This is a genomic window from Geothrix sp. 21YS21S-2, from assembly GCF_030846775.1.
Taxonomy (GTDB): domain Bacteria; phylum Acidobacteriota; class Holophagae; order Holophagales; family Holophagaceae; genus Mesoterricola.
On record NZ_CP132910.1, the window covers coordinates 3,761,294 to 3,776,741 of the forward strand.

Genomic DNA, 15,448 nt, shown 5'->3' on the forward strand with positions numbered 1-15,448 from the left:
CCTCAGGCTACCGTCTCCACCGGAAGGATGCGCCCGAATCGCCGGCGGGCCGGAGAACCCGGCCGGGCGATGCGGGTCCCGTTCCGGGCCTGGAGATCCTCGATGGTCACCCGGGCCAGGGCGTGGGCCTTCTCCGCCTGGAGGGCGTTCCAGGCCCTGCGCAGGGCGCACGGGTTGTCGCGGTGGCCGCACGCGTCCAGGCCCAGGAGGCAGCACGGTTCGGCCGGGGTCTCCTCGAAGAACGCCTCGGCGACCTCTCCCAGCGTGATGAGGCGGGCCGGCCGGGCCAGGCGCACGCCGCCCCCGGGACCGCGGGCGGAGTCGATCAGGCCCCGGGTGGCCAGCGTGTAGAGGATCTTGGCCAGGTACGGCGCCGGAACGCCCACTTCGCGCGCGATGTCGCGGGCCCTCACGTAGGGGCCCTCCACGGGCAGGACCGCAAGGGCCCGAAGCGCATATCCGGTGGGCTTGGAGAAAACCATGTCATGCCTCCGCCCCTCACCAAGCAGCGAGTGTGCCAATTTGCGAATTTCGCTAACCCATTTATATTGTTGATTTGAATCTTCGTGGCCCGGGACGGTGCTTCGCCCGGCCACATTAATGAACACATGCGTCGCACATGTGTTCAGGATTCGAGGTGATTCGAAGCCGCCTTCAGCCGCGTCCTGAGGTCGTCGAAGCTGTAGGGCTTTGAGAGGAGCGTCACCTGCGGATGGGCGAGGATGAGCTCCAGGGCGGCCTGGTCAGCCCTTCCGGTGGCCAGCAGCACCGGAACCTGCGGCAGCAGCGCCCGCAGGCGGGGCAGGGTGCCGGAGCCGCCCAGTCCGGGCATGTTCATGTCCAGGATCACGAGGTCGGGCCGGAAGCCGGCCCCGATCTCGGCCAGGGCCTTCTCGCCGCTGGGGGCGACCCTCGCGGTGTGGCCCAGGAATTCCAGGATGGTGCCCGCGGAGGCGCGCACGAGCTCGTCGTCGTCCACGAGAAGGATGGCCATGGACGGCGCGTCCGGCCCGGGCGCCGGCGAAGCCCCGGGAACGGGGATCGGGGCGGCCAGGTTGCTGGCGGGGAACCGCATCTTCACCCGCGTCCCGACGCCGGGCCTGCTGAGGATCTCCAGTTCGCCTCCGTGGGCGCGGACGGTGCTGTAGGCCAGGGGCAGGCCCAGCCCGGTGCCCTTGCCCACGTCCTTGGTGGTGAAGTAGGGGTCGAGGGCCTTGGCGAGGATCTCCTTGGGCATGCCGGTGCCCGTATCCGAGACCCGGACCTCGATCCAGTCCAGACCGAGGTTGCGGGTGCGCAGCGTGAGGGTGCCGCTGCCGGGCATGGCGTCCACGGCGTTGACGCAGAGGTTCATCAGGGCGTTGCTCAGGGCGGCGGGATCCCCGCGGATGGGCCGGAGTCCCTCCGCGAGGTCCATCGCGAGGGTGACCCTGTACAGGGTCGTGCGCTCCAGGAGGGCGATCTCTCCGCGCACCAGGGCGTTCATGTCCAGGTCCAGCACCTCGACCGGGCTGGTGCGCGCGAAGCCCAGGAGGCGCTTCATCATGGCTCCACCCCTCGTGGCGGCCTGGGAGATGATCTCGAAGGCCTGGTGCACGGGGCTGCCGGGGGCCTGGATCTCCAGGTGCACGGTGGCCAGGCTGAGGATGGCGGCAAGGACGTTGTTCATGTCGTGGGCGACGCCCCCGGCGAGGCTGCCCAGGCTCTCCATGCGGTTGGCCTGCAGCAGCTGGTCCTGAAGGCGGGCCCCTTCGGTTTCGGCCCGCTTGCGTTCGGTGATGTCCTGGAGCGTGCCGCGCAGGCCCTGGATGGCGCCGGACGCATCCCGGTGGACCTCGCCTCGGCCCAGGACCCAGCGGGTCCCGGTGGCGGGGGCGGCGACCTCGAGGATGATCTCGTAGGGCTCCCCGGTCAGCATCGAACGGGTCGAGAGGGCGTCGAGGGCTTCACCCGCCGAGGGGACGTAGAGCAGGAGGCTCTCCTCCCGGGTCATGGACGTCCGCCCCGGGGGGAGGCCGAGAATGTGGGCGAACTCCTCGGACCAGTTCATCTCGTCCCTGGCGGCGTCCCACTCCCACCCCGCGATGTGCGCGAGGCCCTGGGATTCCTTCAGGTCGGTCTCGCTCCTCAGAAGGAGGGTCTCGCTGCGCTTCTGGTCGGAGATGTCCAGGACCACCACGCGCCACACCTGGGCACCTTCCTCGTCCAGGGCCCCGATGGTGGTCATGTGGGCCCAGAAGTTCGAGCCGTCGGGGCGCCTCATCCGGATCTCGAAGGGTCCGGACTGCCCGTCCCTCAGCGCCTGGATCCTCTGTCTTTCATAGAGGTCCTGGTCCGGTTCGAGAATGAAACGGGTTATGGGCTGGAGGATCAGGGTGCTGCGCAGGACGCCCAGAAGGGCCGCCGAGGTCAGGTTGGCCTCCAGGACCCGCCCCTTCGCGTCGAGGATCAGGTAGCACACGGGGGCCAGGTCGTAGCACTCGATGTAGCGGGCGCGGGCCGTGTTGAGGTCGGCCTCGGCCCTGCGGAAGACCTCGTTCTGCGCCTCGAGGGTCGCCTGGCGGAGCCGAAGCTCCTGAACGAGTTCCAGGGTCGCCTTGAGGGTGGGTTCCTCCGCATGCGTCATCGAAAACCTCTAGTGATGGCCGTGGCCGCCCTCGTTCTTCCTGCCGCGCTCGTCGTGGCGCTCCTCCTGCCTGCGCTGGCCCCGGTTCTCGCCGCGCGCGTCGTGACGCTCCTCCTGCCCGCGCTGGTCGCGGCTCTCGCCGCGATCCCAGCCCTCATGGTGCCAGTTGCGATAGTGCCCCTGGGGCATCCGCACGAGGCCACGGGGCACGCGGCGGCCTTCCACGTAGTCGTAGCTGCCCCGCCCGTTGCGCGAGCGGTACCAGCCGTCGGACCTGCGGGCCCAGTACCAGCCTCCCTGGAGGAACACTTCCTCCTCGAACCCCGTGACCACCTGGATGCCGGGGGAGATGATCTCCATTCGCGGGGCCACGGGCAGGCCGATGGAGATGCCGAGGCGGACCTGGGCCCGAGCCGGGGACGGACTCAGAAGGAGCAGTGCGGTGAAGGGGAGGAGGTGCAATTTCATGGTCGATCTCCGGGAACGGCTGCGGGGGGATCCGGGCAGCCTCCAACGGGAAGGAGCATTTCCCGGGCCATTCGCCGGATGCAGGGACAGTGCCCCTTGGCGCCACCCGGCTCCGCCGCGGTCCCGGTCGGCCCATTCAAAATGAAAGGGCGCTTCATTCACTTCGGGGGAGCTCAGGTCGGGGCGGCGTCCAGCCCCATGCGCAGGGCGAGCCGGTAGGGATTGTGCCCATTGAACCGGCCCACGGCCTCCACCAGTTCCCGGGCGTCGCCCGTCGCGGCCATGGCACGGTCCGCGCGGGGCCCGGGGAGGCCGGGGGCAGGGGGGCAGGCCTGGTCGAAGTCGCTGGACACGCCGTCCAGGACCGCCTTCAGCACCTTCCCGCCGGCCCCTTCGGCGAAGGCGGTGAATGCCTGGAGGTTGGCGAAGAGCATCGTCACTTCCGCGATCCGCTCGCGGATGGCGGCTTCGGGACCGCCGGCAGGGGCGGCCGGGACGCCTGGGGGCAGCAGGGCCGCCAGGAGGTGCCCGGACACGTCCTTCTGGGTCTGGATGCGCTCGCAGAGCTCCCTCGCCTCCCTCTGCAGGAGGCGCACCTCCAGCAGGTTGTGGACCCGGATCAGGACCTCGGCCAGGTCGAAGGGCTTGCTGACGAAGTCCCTGGCGCCGGCCTGAAGGGCCCGGAGCTTGTGGCCGGACTGGGCGGTGACCACCAGGACGGGAAGGTAGCCCTCCGTCTCGATGGTCGCGAGGTTCTCCATGACCTGGAAACCGTCCATGCCCGGCATCAGGAGATCCAGGAGGATCAGGTCGTAGCGGTTCAGGAGGTGGAGTTCGCAGACCCGGGAGGGATCCCTTGTGGAGCTTACCGACGTGTAGCCCGCGCCCTTGAGCATCTCCTCCAGCAGGATGACGTTGGCTTCCAGGTCGTCAACGATGAGGATCCTGCCGAGGAGGATGTCCGAAGGTTTCATCCGACCGTCCCGAGGCCCCGGTCCGGTTCGATGGCCAGAGCGAGGTCCAATGCTTCCATGAATTCAGTGACGTTGATGGGCTTGGTGAGGTAGCGGAAGAACCCCAGGGCCAGCCCCTTCTGCACATCGCTGAGCATGGCGTTGGCGCTGACGGCCATGACGGGAATGCCCGCGGTGGCCGGGTCCTCGCGCAGCCGCAGCAGCGCCTGGATGCCGGACATCCCCGGCAGGTTGATGTCCATGAGGATCACCTCGGGGTGGTGGATCCGGGCCATCTCGATGCCCCGGGCCCCGGTGCCCGCGCTGATGAGGCGCAGGTCCGGGCGGCGCTCGATGAGCTGTTCCACCAGGGCGAGGTTGGCCGAGTTGTCCTCCACATAGAGGAGGGTGCGCGGGGCCGCGTCCGCGGAAACCGCCTGGGTGGCGCCCGGGATGGGGTCGGCTCCCTCCTCGGCCAGGCGCGGGGGCTGGGCTGAACCCAGTTCGAACCAGAATTCGCAGCCGGCGCCGGGCATGGATTCCACGCCGATCCGCCCGCCCATGAGTTCCACCAGGACCTTGCACATCACCAGGCCGATGCCTGTGCCCTCCTCGGCGCTGCCTTCCCTGCCCAGGCGGTTGAAGGGCTGGAAGAGCTGTTCCACGAGTTCGGGCGACAGGCCCGAGCCGGTGTCCCGGACGCTGAGGCGCAGATGGCTTCCGATCAGGGTGGAGGCCACGGTGACGCTGCCCCCCTTGCGGTTGTACTTGATGGCGTTGGACAGGAGGTTGAGCAGGACCTGCTTCAGCCGCACCCGGTCGGCCTGCACGAAGCAGGGCCGGTCCAGCACGGGGAAGGCCATGGCCAGGGAGCGCTTCATGGCCTCGGGTTCCATCATGGCCCTGCACTCGAGGAGCACTTCCTCGAGGGAGACAGGTTCCACCGAGATGCAGAGGGTTCCCGACTCGATCACCGCCAGGTCGAGGATCTCGTTGACCAGCTTCAGGAGGTACCAGCCGGCGTTCAGGATCTGCTTGAGGCTGGCCTTCTGGGAGGCGCTCGGATGGGGCGTGGCGGTGTCCATCAGCTGGGCGAACCCGAGGATGGCGTTCAGGGGCGAGCGCAGCTCGTGGCTCATGCCGGAGAGGAACTCGGATTTGGCGAGGTTCGCCTTCTCGGCCACGGACCGGGCGATCTCCAGTTCCGTGTTCTTGGCCTGGAGGAGCTCATCCATGCGCTTGCTTTCCGTGATGTCCCGCGCCGCCGCGAAGACGCCCTGCAGGGTGCGGTCCCGGTCGTAGAGCGTGGTCGCGTTGAAGGAGACCACGGTCTCCCTGCCGTCCAGGGCACGCGCCGTGAGCTCGTAGTTGGTGATGTTCTTCTCGCTGAGGACGCGCTTGATGCTGGCGTCGGCCCGGTCCGGATCCGTGAAGAACTTCCGGAAGGGTGCGCCTATCAGCTCGTCGCGGGTGCAGTTGGTGAGGGCCTCCATCTGCTTGTTGACGTCCGTGATGATGCCGGACGGGTCCGTGGTGATCAGCGCGTCGATGTTGGATTCGAAGAGGGAGCGCGTGTAGAACTGGTGGTCCCGAAGGCGCTGGGCGAGCTTTTCCTGGTCGGCCTCGATCTGCTTGCGGGCGGTGTTGTCGGTGCCGATGAGCAGGTAGCCGATGATGCCGCCCTGGGCGTCACGCAGCGCGGTGACCGACACCACGGCCGGGAAACGGGTCCCGTCCTTGCGGATGTAGGTCAGCTCGTAGATGTCCTCGATGCCCCGGGACGCCTTGAACACCAGGGCCTCGAAGCCCGGGGTGATGTCCGTGTCCAGCTCCAGGCTCAGGGCCCGGGCCCGCAGGATGACTTCCCGGGGATCGGAGATGTCGGCGGGGGTGATCTTGTTCATCACTTCCGCGGCGGCATAGCCGAGCATGCGCTCCGCGCCCACGTTGAAGATCTGGATGACGCCCCTGGCGTCCGTAGCGATGCTCGAGAAGTTGGCGCTGTTGAAGATCGCTTTCTGGAGGGCCCCCGTCTTGAGCAGGCTGCCCCGGGGGCGCGCGCCCACCGGGTTCTTGCCTGCCCCTGCGGGCCTGGGACGGTCTTCTGCGATTCCGGACATCGGCCACCTCGTTGAAGTCGCGGGTATGCTTGCGGATCGCGAGGCCGAGGGGCTGAGATCGTCCCGCCCAAGTATAGGTCCCTTCCGCATGGGCGCTCCCTTTATTTGTAAAAATGCTGCATTTCATGCATTCAGGCACAAGGCCCGGCGCCCGGGTCAGAAGGTGTAGGTGACGCCGAGGCAGAGCGCCGTCAGGGTGTCGTGCCCGGCGTTGACCGACGTGAACCGGGCCTGCAGGCCGAGGTTCCGGTCCAGGTCGTAGCCGGCGCCCAGGTCGATGCCCAGGCCGCTGTCGCGCGAGGTGCCGTCGGGGAAGTCCCGGCTGTAGTTCTGGGCGGAGAGCCCGGCGAGGACGTACACGCCGCGCCGGGCGCGGTCGAAGTGGTAGGTGTAGTCGGCCCCAATGCCCAGGCTGGAGGACCCGTAGCCGTCCTTGCGGCCGAAGGAGGTCAGGTCGGCCCGGGCCATGAGGCCGTGGCCGCGGCCGAAATCCCACCGGGCGTGCCCGCCGACCTGGAGGCCGAGGGACGCGGAATCGGACAGGTCGCCCGAGGGCAGGACAAGCCCGCCCTGGACTCCCAGGCGGAAGTCCTGGGCCGCGAGGGAACCGCCCGCGAGGCAGGTGAGGAGGATGGGAAGCGTGAACAGGTTGGAACGCACGAGGTCTCCTTGGCGTGTGGAAGATGAGCCCAGGGCTTTGGGCCTGGGAGGCTAAGAGTGCACAGGGCGTGCCATTCCGTTAGTAAACGAATCGTTGAAGATAAATTAATTCGTTGAGATATGGGCTTTCCTGCCTCATCCAATTTGAATGGGCCTATGCTTCAAAATGAAAGCTGGGTATCCGCTGTGCGCGCCACCGATCTGGACCTTGAGGAACTGTTGGAACGGGATCCGGGGCACGGGGTCATCAGGTTGGCCGGGCCGGCGAACCGGTGCCGCACCTTGAAGGCCCACCGGATGATCGGCTGCGTCCGCAAGGGCGGGCCGGAGCGAAAGGAAGGCACGTGATGTCAGACTCCACCCCGCTGGAGCGGATCGCATTCCTGGGCGGCTACCTGCCGCGCCTGTGCGGGATCGCCACCTTCACCACCGACGTCTGCGAGGCGGTCGCCGGCGCGGCGCCCGATGCGGACTGCTTCACGGGGGCCGTGAACGACCGGATCGAAGGGTACGAGTATCCTCCGCGCGTGCGATTCGAGCTGGCCCAGAAGGACCTGAACTCCTACCGGCGGGCAGCGGACTTCCTGAACTTCAGCAACGCCGGCGTCCTCTGCGTGCAGCACGAGTTCGGCATCTACGGGGGCCCAGCGGGAAGCCATCTCCTGGCCCTCCTCAAGGAAGTGCGCATGCCGGTGGTGACCACGCTCCACACCATCCTGCGGGACCCCAACGAGGCCCAGCGCAAGGTGATGGACGAGCTCATCCAGCGCAGCGACCGGCTCGTGGTGATGTCGGGCAAGGGCCGGGAGATCCTGCTGGAGACGTACCGCGCGCCCGACGCCAAGATCGACATCATCGCCCACGGCATCCCGGACATGCCCTTCGTCGACTCGGGGTTCTACAAGGAGCAGTTCGGCGTGGAGGGACGCCAGGTGCTGCTCACCTTCGGGCTCCTGGGCCCGGGCAAGGGCATCGAGTACGTCATCGAGGCGCTGCCGGAGATCGTGAAGGAGCACCCCGACGTGGTCTACCTCGTGCTGGGCGCAACGCACCCGCACCTGGTGGCCCGGGAGGGGGAGACCTACCGGCTGGGCCTCGAGCGGCTCGCCGAGGACCTGGGGGTCAAGGAGAACGTGATCTTCTACAACCGGTTCGTCTCGCTGGAGGACCTGAAGGAGTTCATCGGCGCCACGGACATCTACCTGACCACCTACGTCAACGAGGCGCAGATCACCTCGGGCACCCTGGCCTACGTCTTCGGCGCGGGCAAGGCGGTGGTCTCCACCCCCTACTGGCACGCCCAGGAACTGCTCGCCGACGACCGGGGCACCCTGGTGCCCTTCCGCGATCCCCCGGCCATCGCCAAGGCCGTCTGCGCCTACCTGGACGACCCGGAGCGCCTGCTGGCCACCCGGGAGCGGGCCTACGCGCTGGGACGGGAGATGCTCTGGCCCGTCGTGGGGCGGAAGTACCTGGATTCCTTCATGCGCGCCCGCAGGGAGCGGCGGACCAAGCCCCGCTCGGCCTTCGCCCAATGGACCCTGGCCACCCGCCCCTACGACCTGCCCCCGGTCCGCCTGGACCACCTGGTGCGCATGAGCGACGGCACCGGCATGCTCCAGCACGCCACCTTCAACGTCCCCAACTACGACGAGGGCTACTGCACGGACGACAACGCCCGGGCCTACATCCTCTGCGACCTGCTGGACGAGAGCGGCGGCGGGTCCCCCTCCGACAAGCTGGACCACCTGGCCACCAGCTACCTGGCGTTCCTCTCCGCGGCGCTGAACCGGGAGACGGGCCGGTTCCGGAACTTCATGAGCCACGGCCGGGTCTGGCTGGAGGCCCACGGCAGCGAGGACAGCCATGGCCGGGCCCTGTGGGCCCTGGGCACCGGAGCGGGCCGGTCCCGGAACCCGGGCCACCGCAAGCTGGCGTCGCTCCTCTTCGACCGGGGCCTGGGCGCGGTGGGCGGCTTCATCTCGCCCCGGGCCTGGGCGTTCACGCTGCTGGGCATCCACGAATACCTGCTGGGCAATCCCCACAAGGCCCAGGCCAGGGAGATGCGCACCCTCCTTACGGAAAGGCTCCTGACCCTCTGGCGGGAGTGCGCCACCGACAACTGGCCCTGGTTCGAGCCCTGCGCCACCTACGACAACGCGCGGATCTGCCAGGCGCTCATCCTCAGCGCCCAGGGCGAGGCCGCTTCCGGGGCCATGGAGGTGGGCCTCAAGTCCCTGAGCTGGCTCGCCTCGGTGCAGAAGGCCCCGGCCGGCCACTTCCGGCCCATCGGAAGCAACGGCTTCTATGCCCGGGACGGCGCCCACGCCGATTTCGACCAGCAGCCGGTGGAGGCCCAGGCCATGGTCTCGGCCTGTCTTGACGCCTTCCGGGCCACCCAGGACCCGGCCTGGCTCCGGGAGGCCAAGCGGGCCTTCGAATGGTTCCTGGGCCGCAACGATCTCCGGCTCCCGGTGTACGACGCCAGCACCGGAGGCTGCGGGGACGGCCTGCACGTGGACCGCATCAGCGAGAACCAGGGGGCCGAATCCACCCTGGCCTTCCACCTGGCCCTGGCGGAGATGAGCGAATCCGAGTTCGTGGTCCGGCACACGGTGGGCGGCGGGCTATGAGCCGGGTCAAGGTCCGCGCCCACGACATCACGCTGGTCCCCCAGAGCGCCCGCGTCATCATCCGTCCCTTCATCCCCTCCAACGTCAACCGCGTCCTCGCCATCCTCGGCCGGGCCCTGGCGCTGCGCGAGGAGGAGGTGGGCCGGGACCTGGAGGCCGTGCTGAAGGAGTTCGAGAGCCGCCACTTCGACATGGAGGCGGCCCTGCTTGCCAACTTCCGGCGGGTGGCCCCGCACCTGTTCACGGACCAGCCCCTCTCCCGGGACCGCAAGCTCCTCATCGGTTCCCTGTTCTCGGGTGAATACGCCCTGGAATCGGCGGCCCTCTTCAACCCCTCCATCGTCGCCCACCCGGACCAGTTCGGGGTTCCCGAAGGCGGCCTGCGGTTCATCATGAGCCTCCGGGCAACGGGGGAAGGGCACATCTCGTCCATCGAATTCCGCACCGGGGGCATCGCCCCGGGCGGCGGCATCGCCCTGGATCCCGTCTCCCGGATGGTGACCGAGCCCGACATCGACCCCGACCCCAGCTACCGGAAGGGCCCCTTCCTGATCAAGCTCCACGAGATGGGCTTCGACAACGAACACGCCCACGCCGTGATGGAGGTCCTTCCCGAGGGCCTCACCCGCGGTCTCCTGGCCACGAGCCTGCAGCGGGTCCGGCGGGAGACCCGGCCCCACGGCAAGGACCTGGACGCCACCCTGCGTTGCATCCAGTGGCTGGCGGACTCCAACTACGAGATGAACTTCTCCGGCCGGCACACCCTCGGGGAGCGGGTCATCTTCCCCGTATCGGCCAACGAGAGCAACGGCATCGAGGACGCCCGGTTCGTGCGGTTCACCGACGACGACGGGACGGTGACGTACTACGCGACCTACACCGCCTACAACGGGCACGCCATCCTGCCCCAGCTGATCGAGACCCAGGACTTCCTCCATTTCCGCGTCCTCACCCTCAACGGGTCCGCCGTGCAGAACAAGGGCATGGCCCTCTTCCCCAGGCGCATCGACGGGAACTACGCGATGCTGAGCCGCCAGGACGACGAGAACCTCCTTCTCATGTTCTCGGACAACCCGCACTACTGGAGCGACCCCCGGGTGATCATGCGGCCCGCGGAGATGTGGGAGGGGGTGAAGGTGGGCAACTGCGGCTCTCCCATCGAGACCGAGGCCGGCTGGATCGTCCTCACCCACGGGGTGGGGCCCATGCGGAAGTACTGCATCGGCGCCATCCTGCTCGACCTGCAGGACCCCTCGAAGGTGATCGGGCGCCTTCGGGAACCGCTGCTGGCGCCCGAGGGCAGCGGACGGGAGGGGTACGTGCCCAACGTGGTCTACAGCTGCGGCTCGCTGCGCCACGGGCGGGACCTGATCCTGCCCTACGCCATGAGCGACCGGGCCTCGACCATCGTGACGGTGAACCTCGACGAGCTGCTGGGGGCCTTGGGGGACTGACTATTTGATGAACCGGACCTGGGCCGAGATCTCCTTGACGATGGGGATCTTGCGCTCATTGAACGTGGCCTTGTTGGTGTCGATGAGGTTGTTGCCCTTGGTGTCGATGGTGATGATGAGCGGGCCGAATTCCTTCACCCGGGACACCCAGAGGGCCTCGGGCATCCCCAGGTCGAGCCACTCCACGCGCTCGATCTCCTCCACCTGGGTGGCCGCGAGCACGGCGCAGCCGCCGGGGAAGATGGCGTGGACGGCCTTGGATTCGCGGCAGCCCTCCAGGGTCTGGGGGCCCATGCCGCCCTTGCCGATGACGAGCTTGACCCCGGTCTGCCGGATGAATTCGCGCTCGTAGCCTTCCATGCGCATGCTGGTGGTGGGGCCGATGGAGACCATCTCCCAGCCTTCGCCCGCCCTGCGGACGATGGGCCCCGCGTGCAGGATCGCGCCGCCCTGGAGGTCCACGGGCAGCGGGATGCCCAGCTCGATGAGCCGGCGGTGGCCCATGTCCCGGCAGGTGACCATCTGGCCGGTGAGGTAGACGATGTCGCCGGCGGTGAGGGACGCGAGGTCCTCGTTGCTGATGGGGGTGGTGAGGATCTTTTTCACAGCTGGGCCCCTTTGTGGGAAATGATTTCGAAGGAGAGGTCGCCGTTGATGCGGATCGTGCCCCGCCGGTGCGCCCAGCATCCGGTGGAGATGGCCGCGCTGATGGTGGACGGATGGCGGGCCGCGCTCTCGATGTGGACGCCCATGACGGAATTCCGGCCGGAGACCCCCTGGGGGCCGAGGCCGATGCCGTTGAGCCCCTTTTCCATGAGCCGCTCCATCTCCGCGCCCCGGGCATCCGGGTTGCGGGAGCCGATGGGGCGGAACAGGGCCTTCTTGGAGAGGTTCGCCGCCACCTCGATGGAACCGGCGATGCCCACGCCCACGAGGATCGGAGGGCAGGCGTTGATGCCGTACGAGGTCATCACGTCGAACACGAACTCCACCACCCCTTCGTAGCCGGCCGCGGGCATGAGGGTCCGGCCCTGCCCGGGCAGGCTGCAGCCGCCGCCGGCCATGTAGACCTCGATGGTGATGCCGCTGTCGGCGGGAACGATGTCCCAGTCGATCCAGGGGATCTTGTCGCCGGTGTTGTCGCCTGTGTTCTTCTCCTGGAAGATCTGCACCGCGTTGTGGCGCAGGGGGGCCGACCGGGTGGCGTTCAGGGTGGCCTCGCGCAGGATCGCGCGCACCTCGCCCAGCAGGGGGAACTGCGCCCCGGCCTTCACGAAGTACTGGATGACGCCCGTGTCCTGGCAGGCCGGGCGGTTCAGCTCCCCGGCCTTGGCCAGGTTGTCGAACATGGAGTCGTAGACCACCGTCGCGAGGGGGCTGTCCTCCTGGGCGCGGAGCTCCTTCAGCTTGGCGAGGACATCATCGGGAAGGTGCTTGCCGACGTAGTCCGTGAAGGCGGACATGGTGTCCGTCATGGACTTCACTGCCTGCTCGTGGTTCATGGGCAACTCCATTCCTGATGTCGGGGTAGTCAAAAGATAATCCCTTGCGAAACGAAAACTATTGGATAATTCATGAAGACTTGGAACACGAATCGTGAACAATCTGCCCCCCCTCGACGACCTCCGCCTGTTCTGCTTCGTGGTGCGCAACAGCAGCTTCCTGGCCACCGCCACGGAGCTGGGGGTCTCCCCGGCCTACGTGAGCAAGCGCATCGCCCTGCTGGAGGGGCTCCTGAACGTGCGCCTGCTGCACCGGACCACGCGCCGGGTGACCCTCAGCGAGGACGGCGAGACCGTCCACCGGTGGGCCCAGCGCATCATCGAGGATGCCGAGCAGATGACGGAGGCGGTCACCAGCCTCAAGACCGCCCCGCGCGGCGTGCTCAAGATCAGCACCAGTTCAGGCTTCGGCCGCAAGCGCATCGGGCCGGCCCTGTCGGAGCTGGCCCGGCTGCATCCCCAGCTGCGCATCCAGCTGGAGCTGCTCAGCCGCCCCGTGGACCTCATCGGCGAGGGCTTCGACATCGACATCCGCATCGGCGGCGAATCGGATCCCAGCCTGATCGTCAAGCGCATCGCCGCCAACGCCCGGGTCCTCTGCGCCGCCCCCGCCTACCTCGCGCGCCGCGGCGCGCCGGCCACCCTCCGGGACCTTGGCAGGCACGACTGCATCGTGGTGCGCGAAAGGGACCAGAGCTTCGGCATCTGGAAGCTGGCCGGTCCGAAGGGGACGGAGGCCGTCCGCGCCGCGGGCCCCCTGTCCTGCAACAACGGCGAGGTGGCCCACCAGTGGGCCCTGGACGGCCACGGGATCATCCTCCGGTCCGACTGGGACGTGGAGGCCGGGCTGCGGGAGGGCAGCCTGGTGCGGGTGCTGCCGGAGTACCGCCAGGACGCGCCCATCTGCGCGGTGTACCCCATGCGCCTCACGGAGTCCGCCAAGGTGCGGGTGTGCGTGGAATTCCTGCAGTCGAAGTTCCGGTAGACTGGAGCCTCATGGTCCCCTCCCCGAACACCTTCGCCTCCGCCCTCATCCTGCTGGTCCTGGTCACCGATCCCCTGGGCAACATCCCGCCCTTCATCGGCATCCTGCGCCAGGTGGACCCGGCGCGCCGCCGGCGGGTGATCATCCGGGAAGTGCTCCTGGCCACGGCCATCCTGGTGTTCTTCGCCCTGTTCGGCCAGGGCGTCCTGCGGCTCATGCACCTGTCGGACACCTCCCTGGGCATCGCCGGCGGCGTGATCCTCTTCCTCATCGCCCTGAAGATGGTGTTCCCCCACCCCGAGGGCCACGCCGAGTCCGCCCGCAAGGGCGAACCGTTCCTGGTGCCCCTGGCCATCCCCCTCATCGCGGGCCCCAGCGCCATCGCCACGGTCCTGCTGCTGGTGTCGGGCGACCCGGCCCGCCTCTGGGAGTGGCTCGCCGCCATCGGGGTGGCCATGGCCATCTCGGCCGTGGTGCTGGTGTTCGCCGAACGCATCGCCGCCTTCCTGGGCGAGCAGGTGACGATGGCCTTCGAGCGGCTCATGGGGCTGGTGCTCACGGCGATGGCCGTGGAGATGCTGCTGTCGGGCATCCAGAAATTCGCGCGCCAGGTGATGGCGGGCTAGTCCACTCCCGCGGGGGGATCCACGAAGTCCTCGTCGTCCAGGCCGCTGTCGGGGGGCAGCTTGGCCAGTTCGGCCCTGACCAGGGCCTGGTGCTGGAGCTCCTCGTCCCGCAGCTCCAGGAACAGGGCGGCCACCGTGGGGTCCTGGATGGAGGCCAGGGCCCCCTCGAAGAAGGCATGGGCCTTGATCTCGGAGGCGAGGGCGGCCTCCATGGCGCGGCGCGGGGTCATGAAGGCGCGGGCCGCGTCGTAGTCGGGGGCTTCCACGTCCCAGATCATGGCCGAGGTGACCCGGGAGGGCTCGTCCCGGAAGTCCAGGGCCCTGCGGGCCCTCAGGTCGCGGCCGTGCTTGGCCTCGTTCTCGATCATGTACCGGAAGAACTTCGCGGCCTCGGGGGTGCGGTGCTGCTCCATCTGGAACGCGAACTCCTCGTAGCGCTCCATGGCCTCGTCCTCCACCAGGATGGCGAGGTCGAGGGCGTCCTTCAGGGACAGCGCGGCCAGGTCAATGCCTCGGATCGTCATGGGGGCTCCCGTTCACTTCTTGATGAAGAGGTCCAGGATGCGCTCCACCGGGAGGGCATTCTTCGACAGTTCCTCCTGCCGCGCCTTGACCAGGTCGCCGTAGGTGGGCGGCGGCTCGGGGTTGCGGTAGAAGACGCCCAGGTGGAGCTTCCTGCCGTAGTGCTGGGCCAGGTCCATGGCCGCGAGGCGGTCGGTGGAGTCGTGGCCCAGGCCCTCCAGGCTCTCCTGCATGGCCTTGAGGCCCTTGAGCTGCTGCTCCTCCATGCCGTACGTCACGCAGGGGGACTGGATGTTCACGAAGGCGAAGCCGGGGTAGCGGATGGCCGCCTCGATGATCGCGGCCATGCCCGGCAGGTCCGTGGGGGCGGCCTGGGCGACGAAGCCCGCGCCGTAGGCCAGCATGTACAGGAGCGGGTTCACCGGCTCCTCGAGGCTGCCGTGCCGGGAGGTGCAGGTGGTCAGGCCCTTGTGGGAGGTGGGCGAGAGCTGGCCCTTGGTGAGGCCGTAGATCTGGTTGTCCATCACGATGTAGGCGATGTCCATGTTGCGCCGCACCATGTGGGCCAGGTGGCCGCCGCCGATGGAGAAGCCGTCGCCGTCGCCGCCGGCGGCCAGCACCAGCAGGTCGGGGTTGGCCATCTTGATGCCCTGGGCGATGGGCAGGCTGCGGCCGTGCACGCTGTTGAAGCCGTACGCCGTGGTGTAGCCGGGGATGCGGCTGGAGCAGCCGATGCCGGACACGAAGGCGATCTCGTGGGGGGGCCTGCCGATGGCCGCCAGGGCCCGGTAGATGCCCTGCAGCACGCCGAAGTCGCCGCAGCCGGGGCACCAGATGGGCTTGAGGTCGCTCTTGTAGTCCTTGGGCTGGAAATCGCAGGTGGCGGTACCGTTCATGGT

At 68.3% G+C, this 15,448-nt stretch carries 14 protein-coding genes; 4 read left to right on the forward strand and 10 right to left on the reverse strand.

From position 1 onward, the window contains the following. Positions 1-2 precede the first annotated feature (2 nt). The 6 genes from RAH40_RS16585 to RAH40_RS16610 all read right to left on the reverse strand — a co-directional run bounded on the left by RAH40_RS16585 (position 3) and on the right by RAH40_RS16610 (position 6,827). On the reverse strand, positions 3-482 hold the full coding sequence (locus tag RAH40_RS16585; RefSeq protein WP_306598689.1) for an Rrf2 family transcriptional regulator: 480 nt from the start codon (positions 480-482) through the stop codon (positions 3-5). Between the two features lie 143 nt (positions 483-625). Next, complete coding sequence (locus tag RAH40_RS16590) at positions 626-2,626, reverse strand: PAS domain-containing sensor histidine kinase (protein WP_306598690.1); 2,001 nt, start codon at positions 2,624-2,626, stop codon at positions 626-628. Between the two features lie 9 nt (positions 2,627-2,635). Beyond that, positions 2,636-3,094 carry a hypothetical protein gene (locus RAH40_RS16595; protein ID WP_306598691.1) on the reverse strand — a complete coding sequence of 153 codons (459 nt, stop codon included), beginning with the start codon at positions 3,092-3,094 and terminating at the stop codon, positions 2,636-2,638. 173 nt (positions 3,095-3,267) lie between these two features. Beyond that, positions 3,268-4,068: a response regulator gene (locus RAH40_RS16600; protein WP_306598692.1), complete on the reverse strand. Its 801-nt coding sequence runs from the start codon at positions 4,066-4,068 to the stop codon at positions 3,268-3,270. Further along, complete coding sequence (locus RAH40_RS16605) at positions 4,065-6,167, reverse strand: PAS domain-containing sensor histidine kinase (RefSeq protein WP_306598693.1); 2,103 nt, start codon at positions 6,165-6,167, stop codon at positions 4,065-4,067. Before RAH40_RS16605 ends, RAH40_RS16600 begins: the two co-directional genes overlap by 4 nt. 156 nt (positions 6,168-6,323) lie before the next feature. After that, a complete protein-coding gene (locus RAH40_RS16610) occupies positions 6,324-6,827 on the reverse strand; it encodes an outer membrane beta-barrel protein (RefSeq protein WP_306598694.1) in 504 nt (167 codons plus the stop codon). Positions 6,828-7,174: 347 nt separating this feature from the next. Between RAH40_RS16610 and RAH40_RS16615 the strand changes: the two genes are divergently transcribed. Beyond that, a complete protein-coding gene (locus RAH40_RS16615) occupies positions 7,175-9,460 on the forward strand; it encodes a glycosyltransferase family 4 protein (protein ID WP_306598695.1) in 2,286 nt (761 codons plus the stop codon). Beyond that, entirely contained in the window at positions 9,457-10,914 is a 1,458-nt protein-coding gene (locus tag RAH40_RS16620; protein ID WP_306598696.1) for a glycoside hydrolase family 130 protein, read from the forward strand. The genes RAH40_RS16615 and RAH40_RS16620 overlap by 4 nt, the downstream gene beginning before the upstream one ends. On the opposite strand, the gene ttdB is transcribed toward RAH40_RS16620, so the two are convergent. Together ttdB and ttdA are read right to left on the reverse strand one after the other, a co-directional pair. Continuing rightward, positions 10,915-11,520, reverse strand: a complete 606-nt coding sequence (gene ttdB / locus RAH40_RS16625) for a L(+)-tartrate dehydratase subunit beta (RefSeq protein WP_306598697.1) — start codon at positions 11,518-11,520, stop codon at positions 10,915-10,917. It abuts the gene before it with no gap. Next, positions 11,517-12,416, reverse strand: coding sequence for a L(+)-tartrate dehydratase subunit alpha (gene ttdA / locus RAH40_RS16630; RefSeq protein ID WP_306598698.1), 900 nt, complete (start codon positions 12,414-12,416; stop codon positions 11,517-11,519). Before ttdA ends, ttdB begins: the two co-directional genes overlap by 4 nt. A gap of 94 nt (positions 12,417-12,510) precedes the next feature. Between ttdA and RAH40_RS16635 the strand changes: the two genes are divergently transcribed. Further along, positions 12,511-13,401 (forward strand): LysR substrate-binding domain-containing protein, encoded by an 891-nt coding sequence (locus RAH40_RS16635; RefSeq protein WP_306598699.1) that lies wholly within the window; start codon positions 12,511-12,513, stop codon positions 13,399-13,401. An 11-nt stretch (positions 13,402-13,412) separates the two neighbouring features. Beyond that, positions 13,413-14,027: a MarC family protein gene (locus RAH40_RS16640; protein ID WP_306598700.1), complete on the forward strand. Its 615-nt coding sequence runs from the start codon at positions 13,413-13,415 to the stop codon at positions 14,025-14,027. Here RAH40_RS16640 and RAH40_RS16645 read toward each other — a convergent pair. Continuing rightward, positions 14,024-14,551, reverse strand: coding sequence for a ferritin family protein (locus tag RAH40_RS16645; RefSeq protein ID WP_306598701.1), 528 nt, complete (start codon positions 14,549-14,551; stop codon positions 14,024-14,026). The genes RAH40_RS16640 and RAH40_RS16645 overlap by 4 nt on opposite strands. A gap of 12 nt (positions 14,552-14,563) precedes the next feature. Continuing rightward, entirely contained in the window at positions 14,564-15,445 is an 882-nt protein-coding gene (locus RAH40_RS16650; RefSeq protein WP_306598702.1) for a 2-oxoacid:ferredoxin oxidoreductase subunit beta, read from the reverse strand. Positions 15,446-15,448 lie beyond the last annotated feature (3 nt).

What these genes read in the sequence shown, in the direction of transcription:
- RAH40_RS16645 (WP_306598701.1), bottom strand. Translation starts at nt 14,551, where the DNA reads ATGACGATCCGAGGCATTGACCTGGCCGCGCTGTCCCTGAAGGACGCC.
- RAH40_RS16590 (WP_306598690.1), bottom strand. Translation starts at nt 2,626, where the DNA reads ATGACGCATGCGGAGGAACCCACCCTCAAGGCGACCCTGGAACTCGTT.
- ttdA (WP_306598698.1), bottom strand. Translation starts at nt 12,416, where the DNA reads ATGAACCACGAGCAGGCAGTGAAGTCCATGACGGACACCATGTCCGCC.
- RAH40_RS16595 (WP_306598691.1), bottom strand. Translation starts at nt 3,094, where the DNA reads ATGAAATTGCACCTCCTCCCCTTCACCGCACTGCTCCTTCTGAGTCCG.
- RAH40_RS16640 (WP_306598700.1), top strand. Translation starts at nt 13,413, where the DNA reads ATGGTCCCCTCCCCGAACACCTTCGCCTCCGCCCTCATCCTGCTGGTC.
- RAH40_RS16620 (WP_306598696.1), top strand. Translation starts at nt 9,457, where the DNA reads ATGAGCCGGGTCAAGGTCCGCGCCCACGACATCACGCTGGTCCCCCAG.
- RAH40_RS16615 (WP_306598695.1), top strand. Translation starts at nt 7,175, where the DNA reads ATGTCAGACTCCACCCCGCTGGAGCGGATCGCATTCCTGGGCGGCTAC.
- RAH40_RS16605 (WP_306598693.1), bottom strand. Translation starts at nt 6,167, where the DNA reads ATGTCCGGAATCGCAGAAGACCGTCCCAGGCCCGCAGGGGCAGGCAAG.
- RAH40_RS16585 (WP_306598689.1), bottom strand. Translation starts at nt 482, where the DNA reads ATGGTTTTCTCCAAGCCCACCGGATATGCGCTTCGGGCCCTTGCGGTC.
- RAH40_RS16650 (WP_306598702.1), bottom strand. Translation starts at nt 15,445, where the DNA reads ATGAACGGTACCGCCACCTGCGATTTCCAGCCCAAGGACTACAAGAGC.
- RAH40_RS16600 (WP_306598692.1), bottom strand. Translation starts at nt 4,068, where the DNA reads ATGAAACCTTCGGACATCCTCCTCGGCAGGATCCTCATCGTTGACGAC.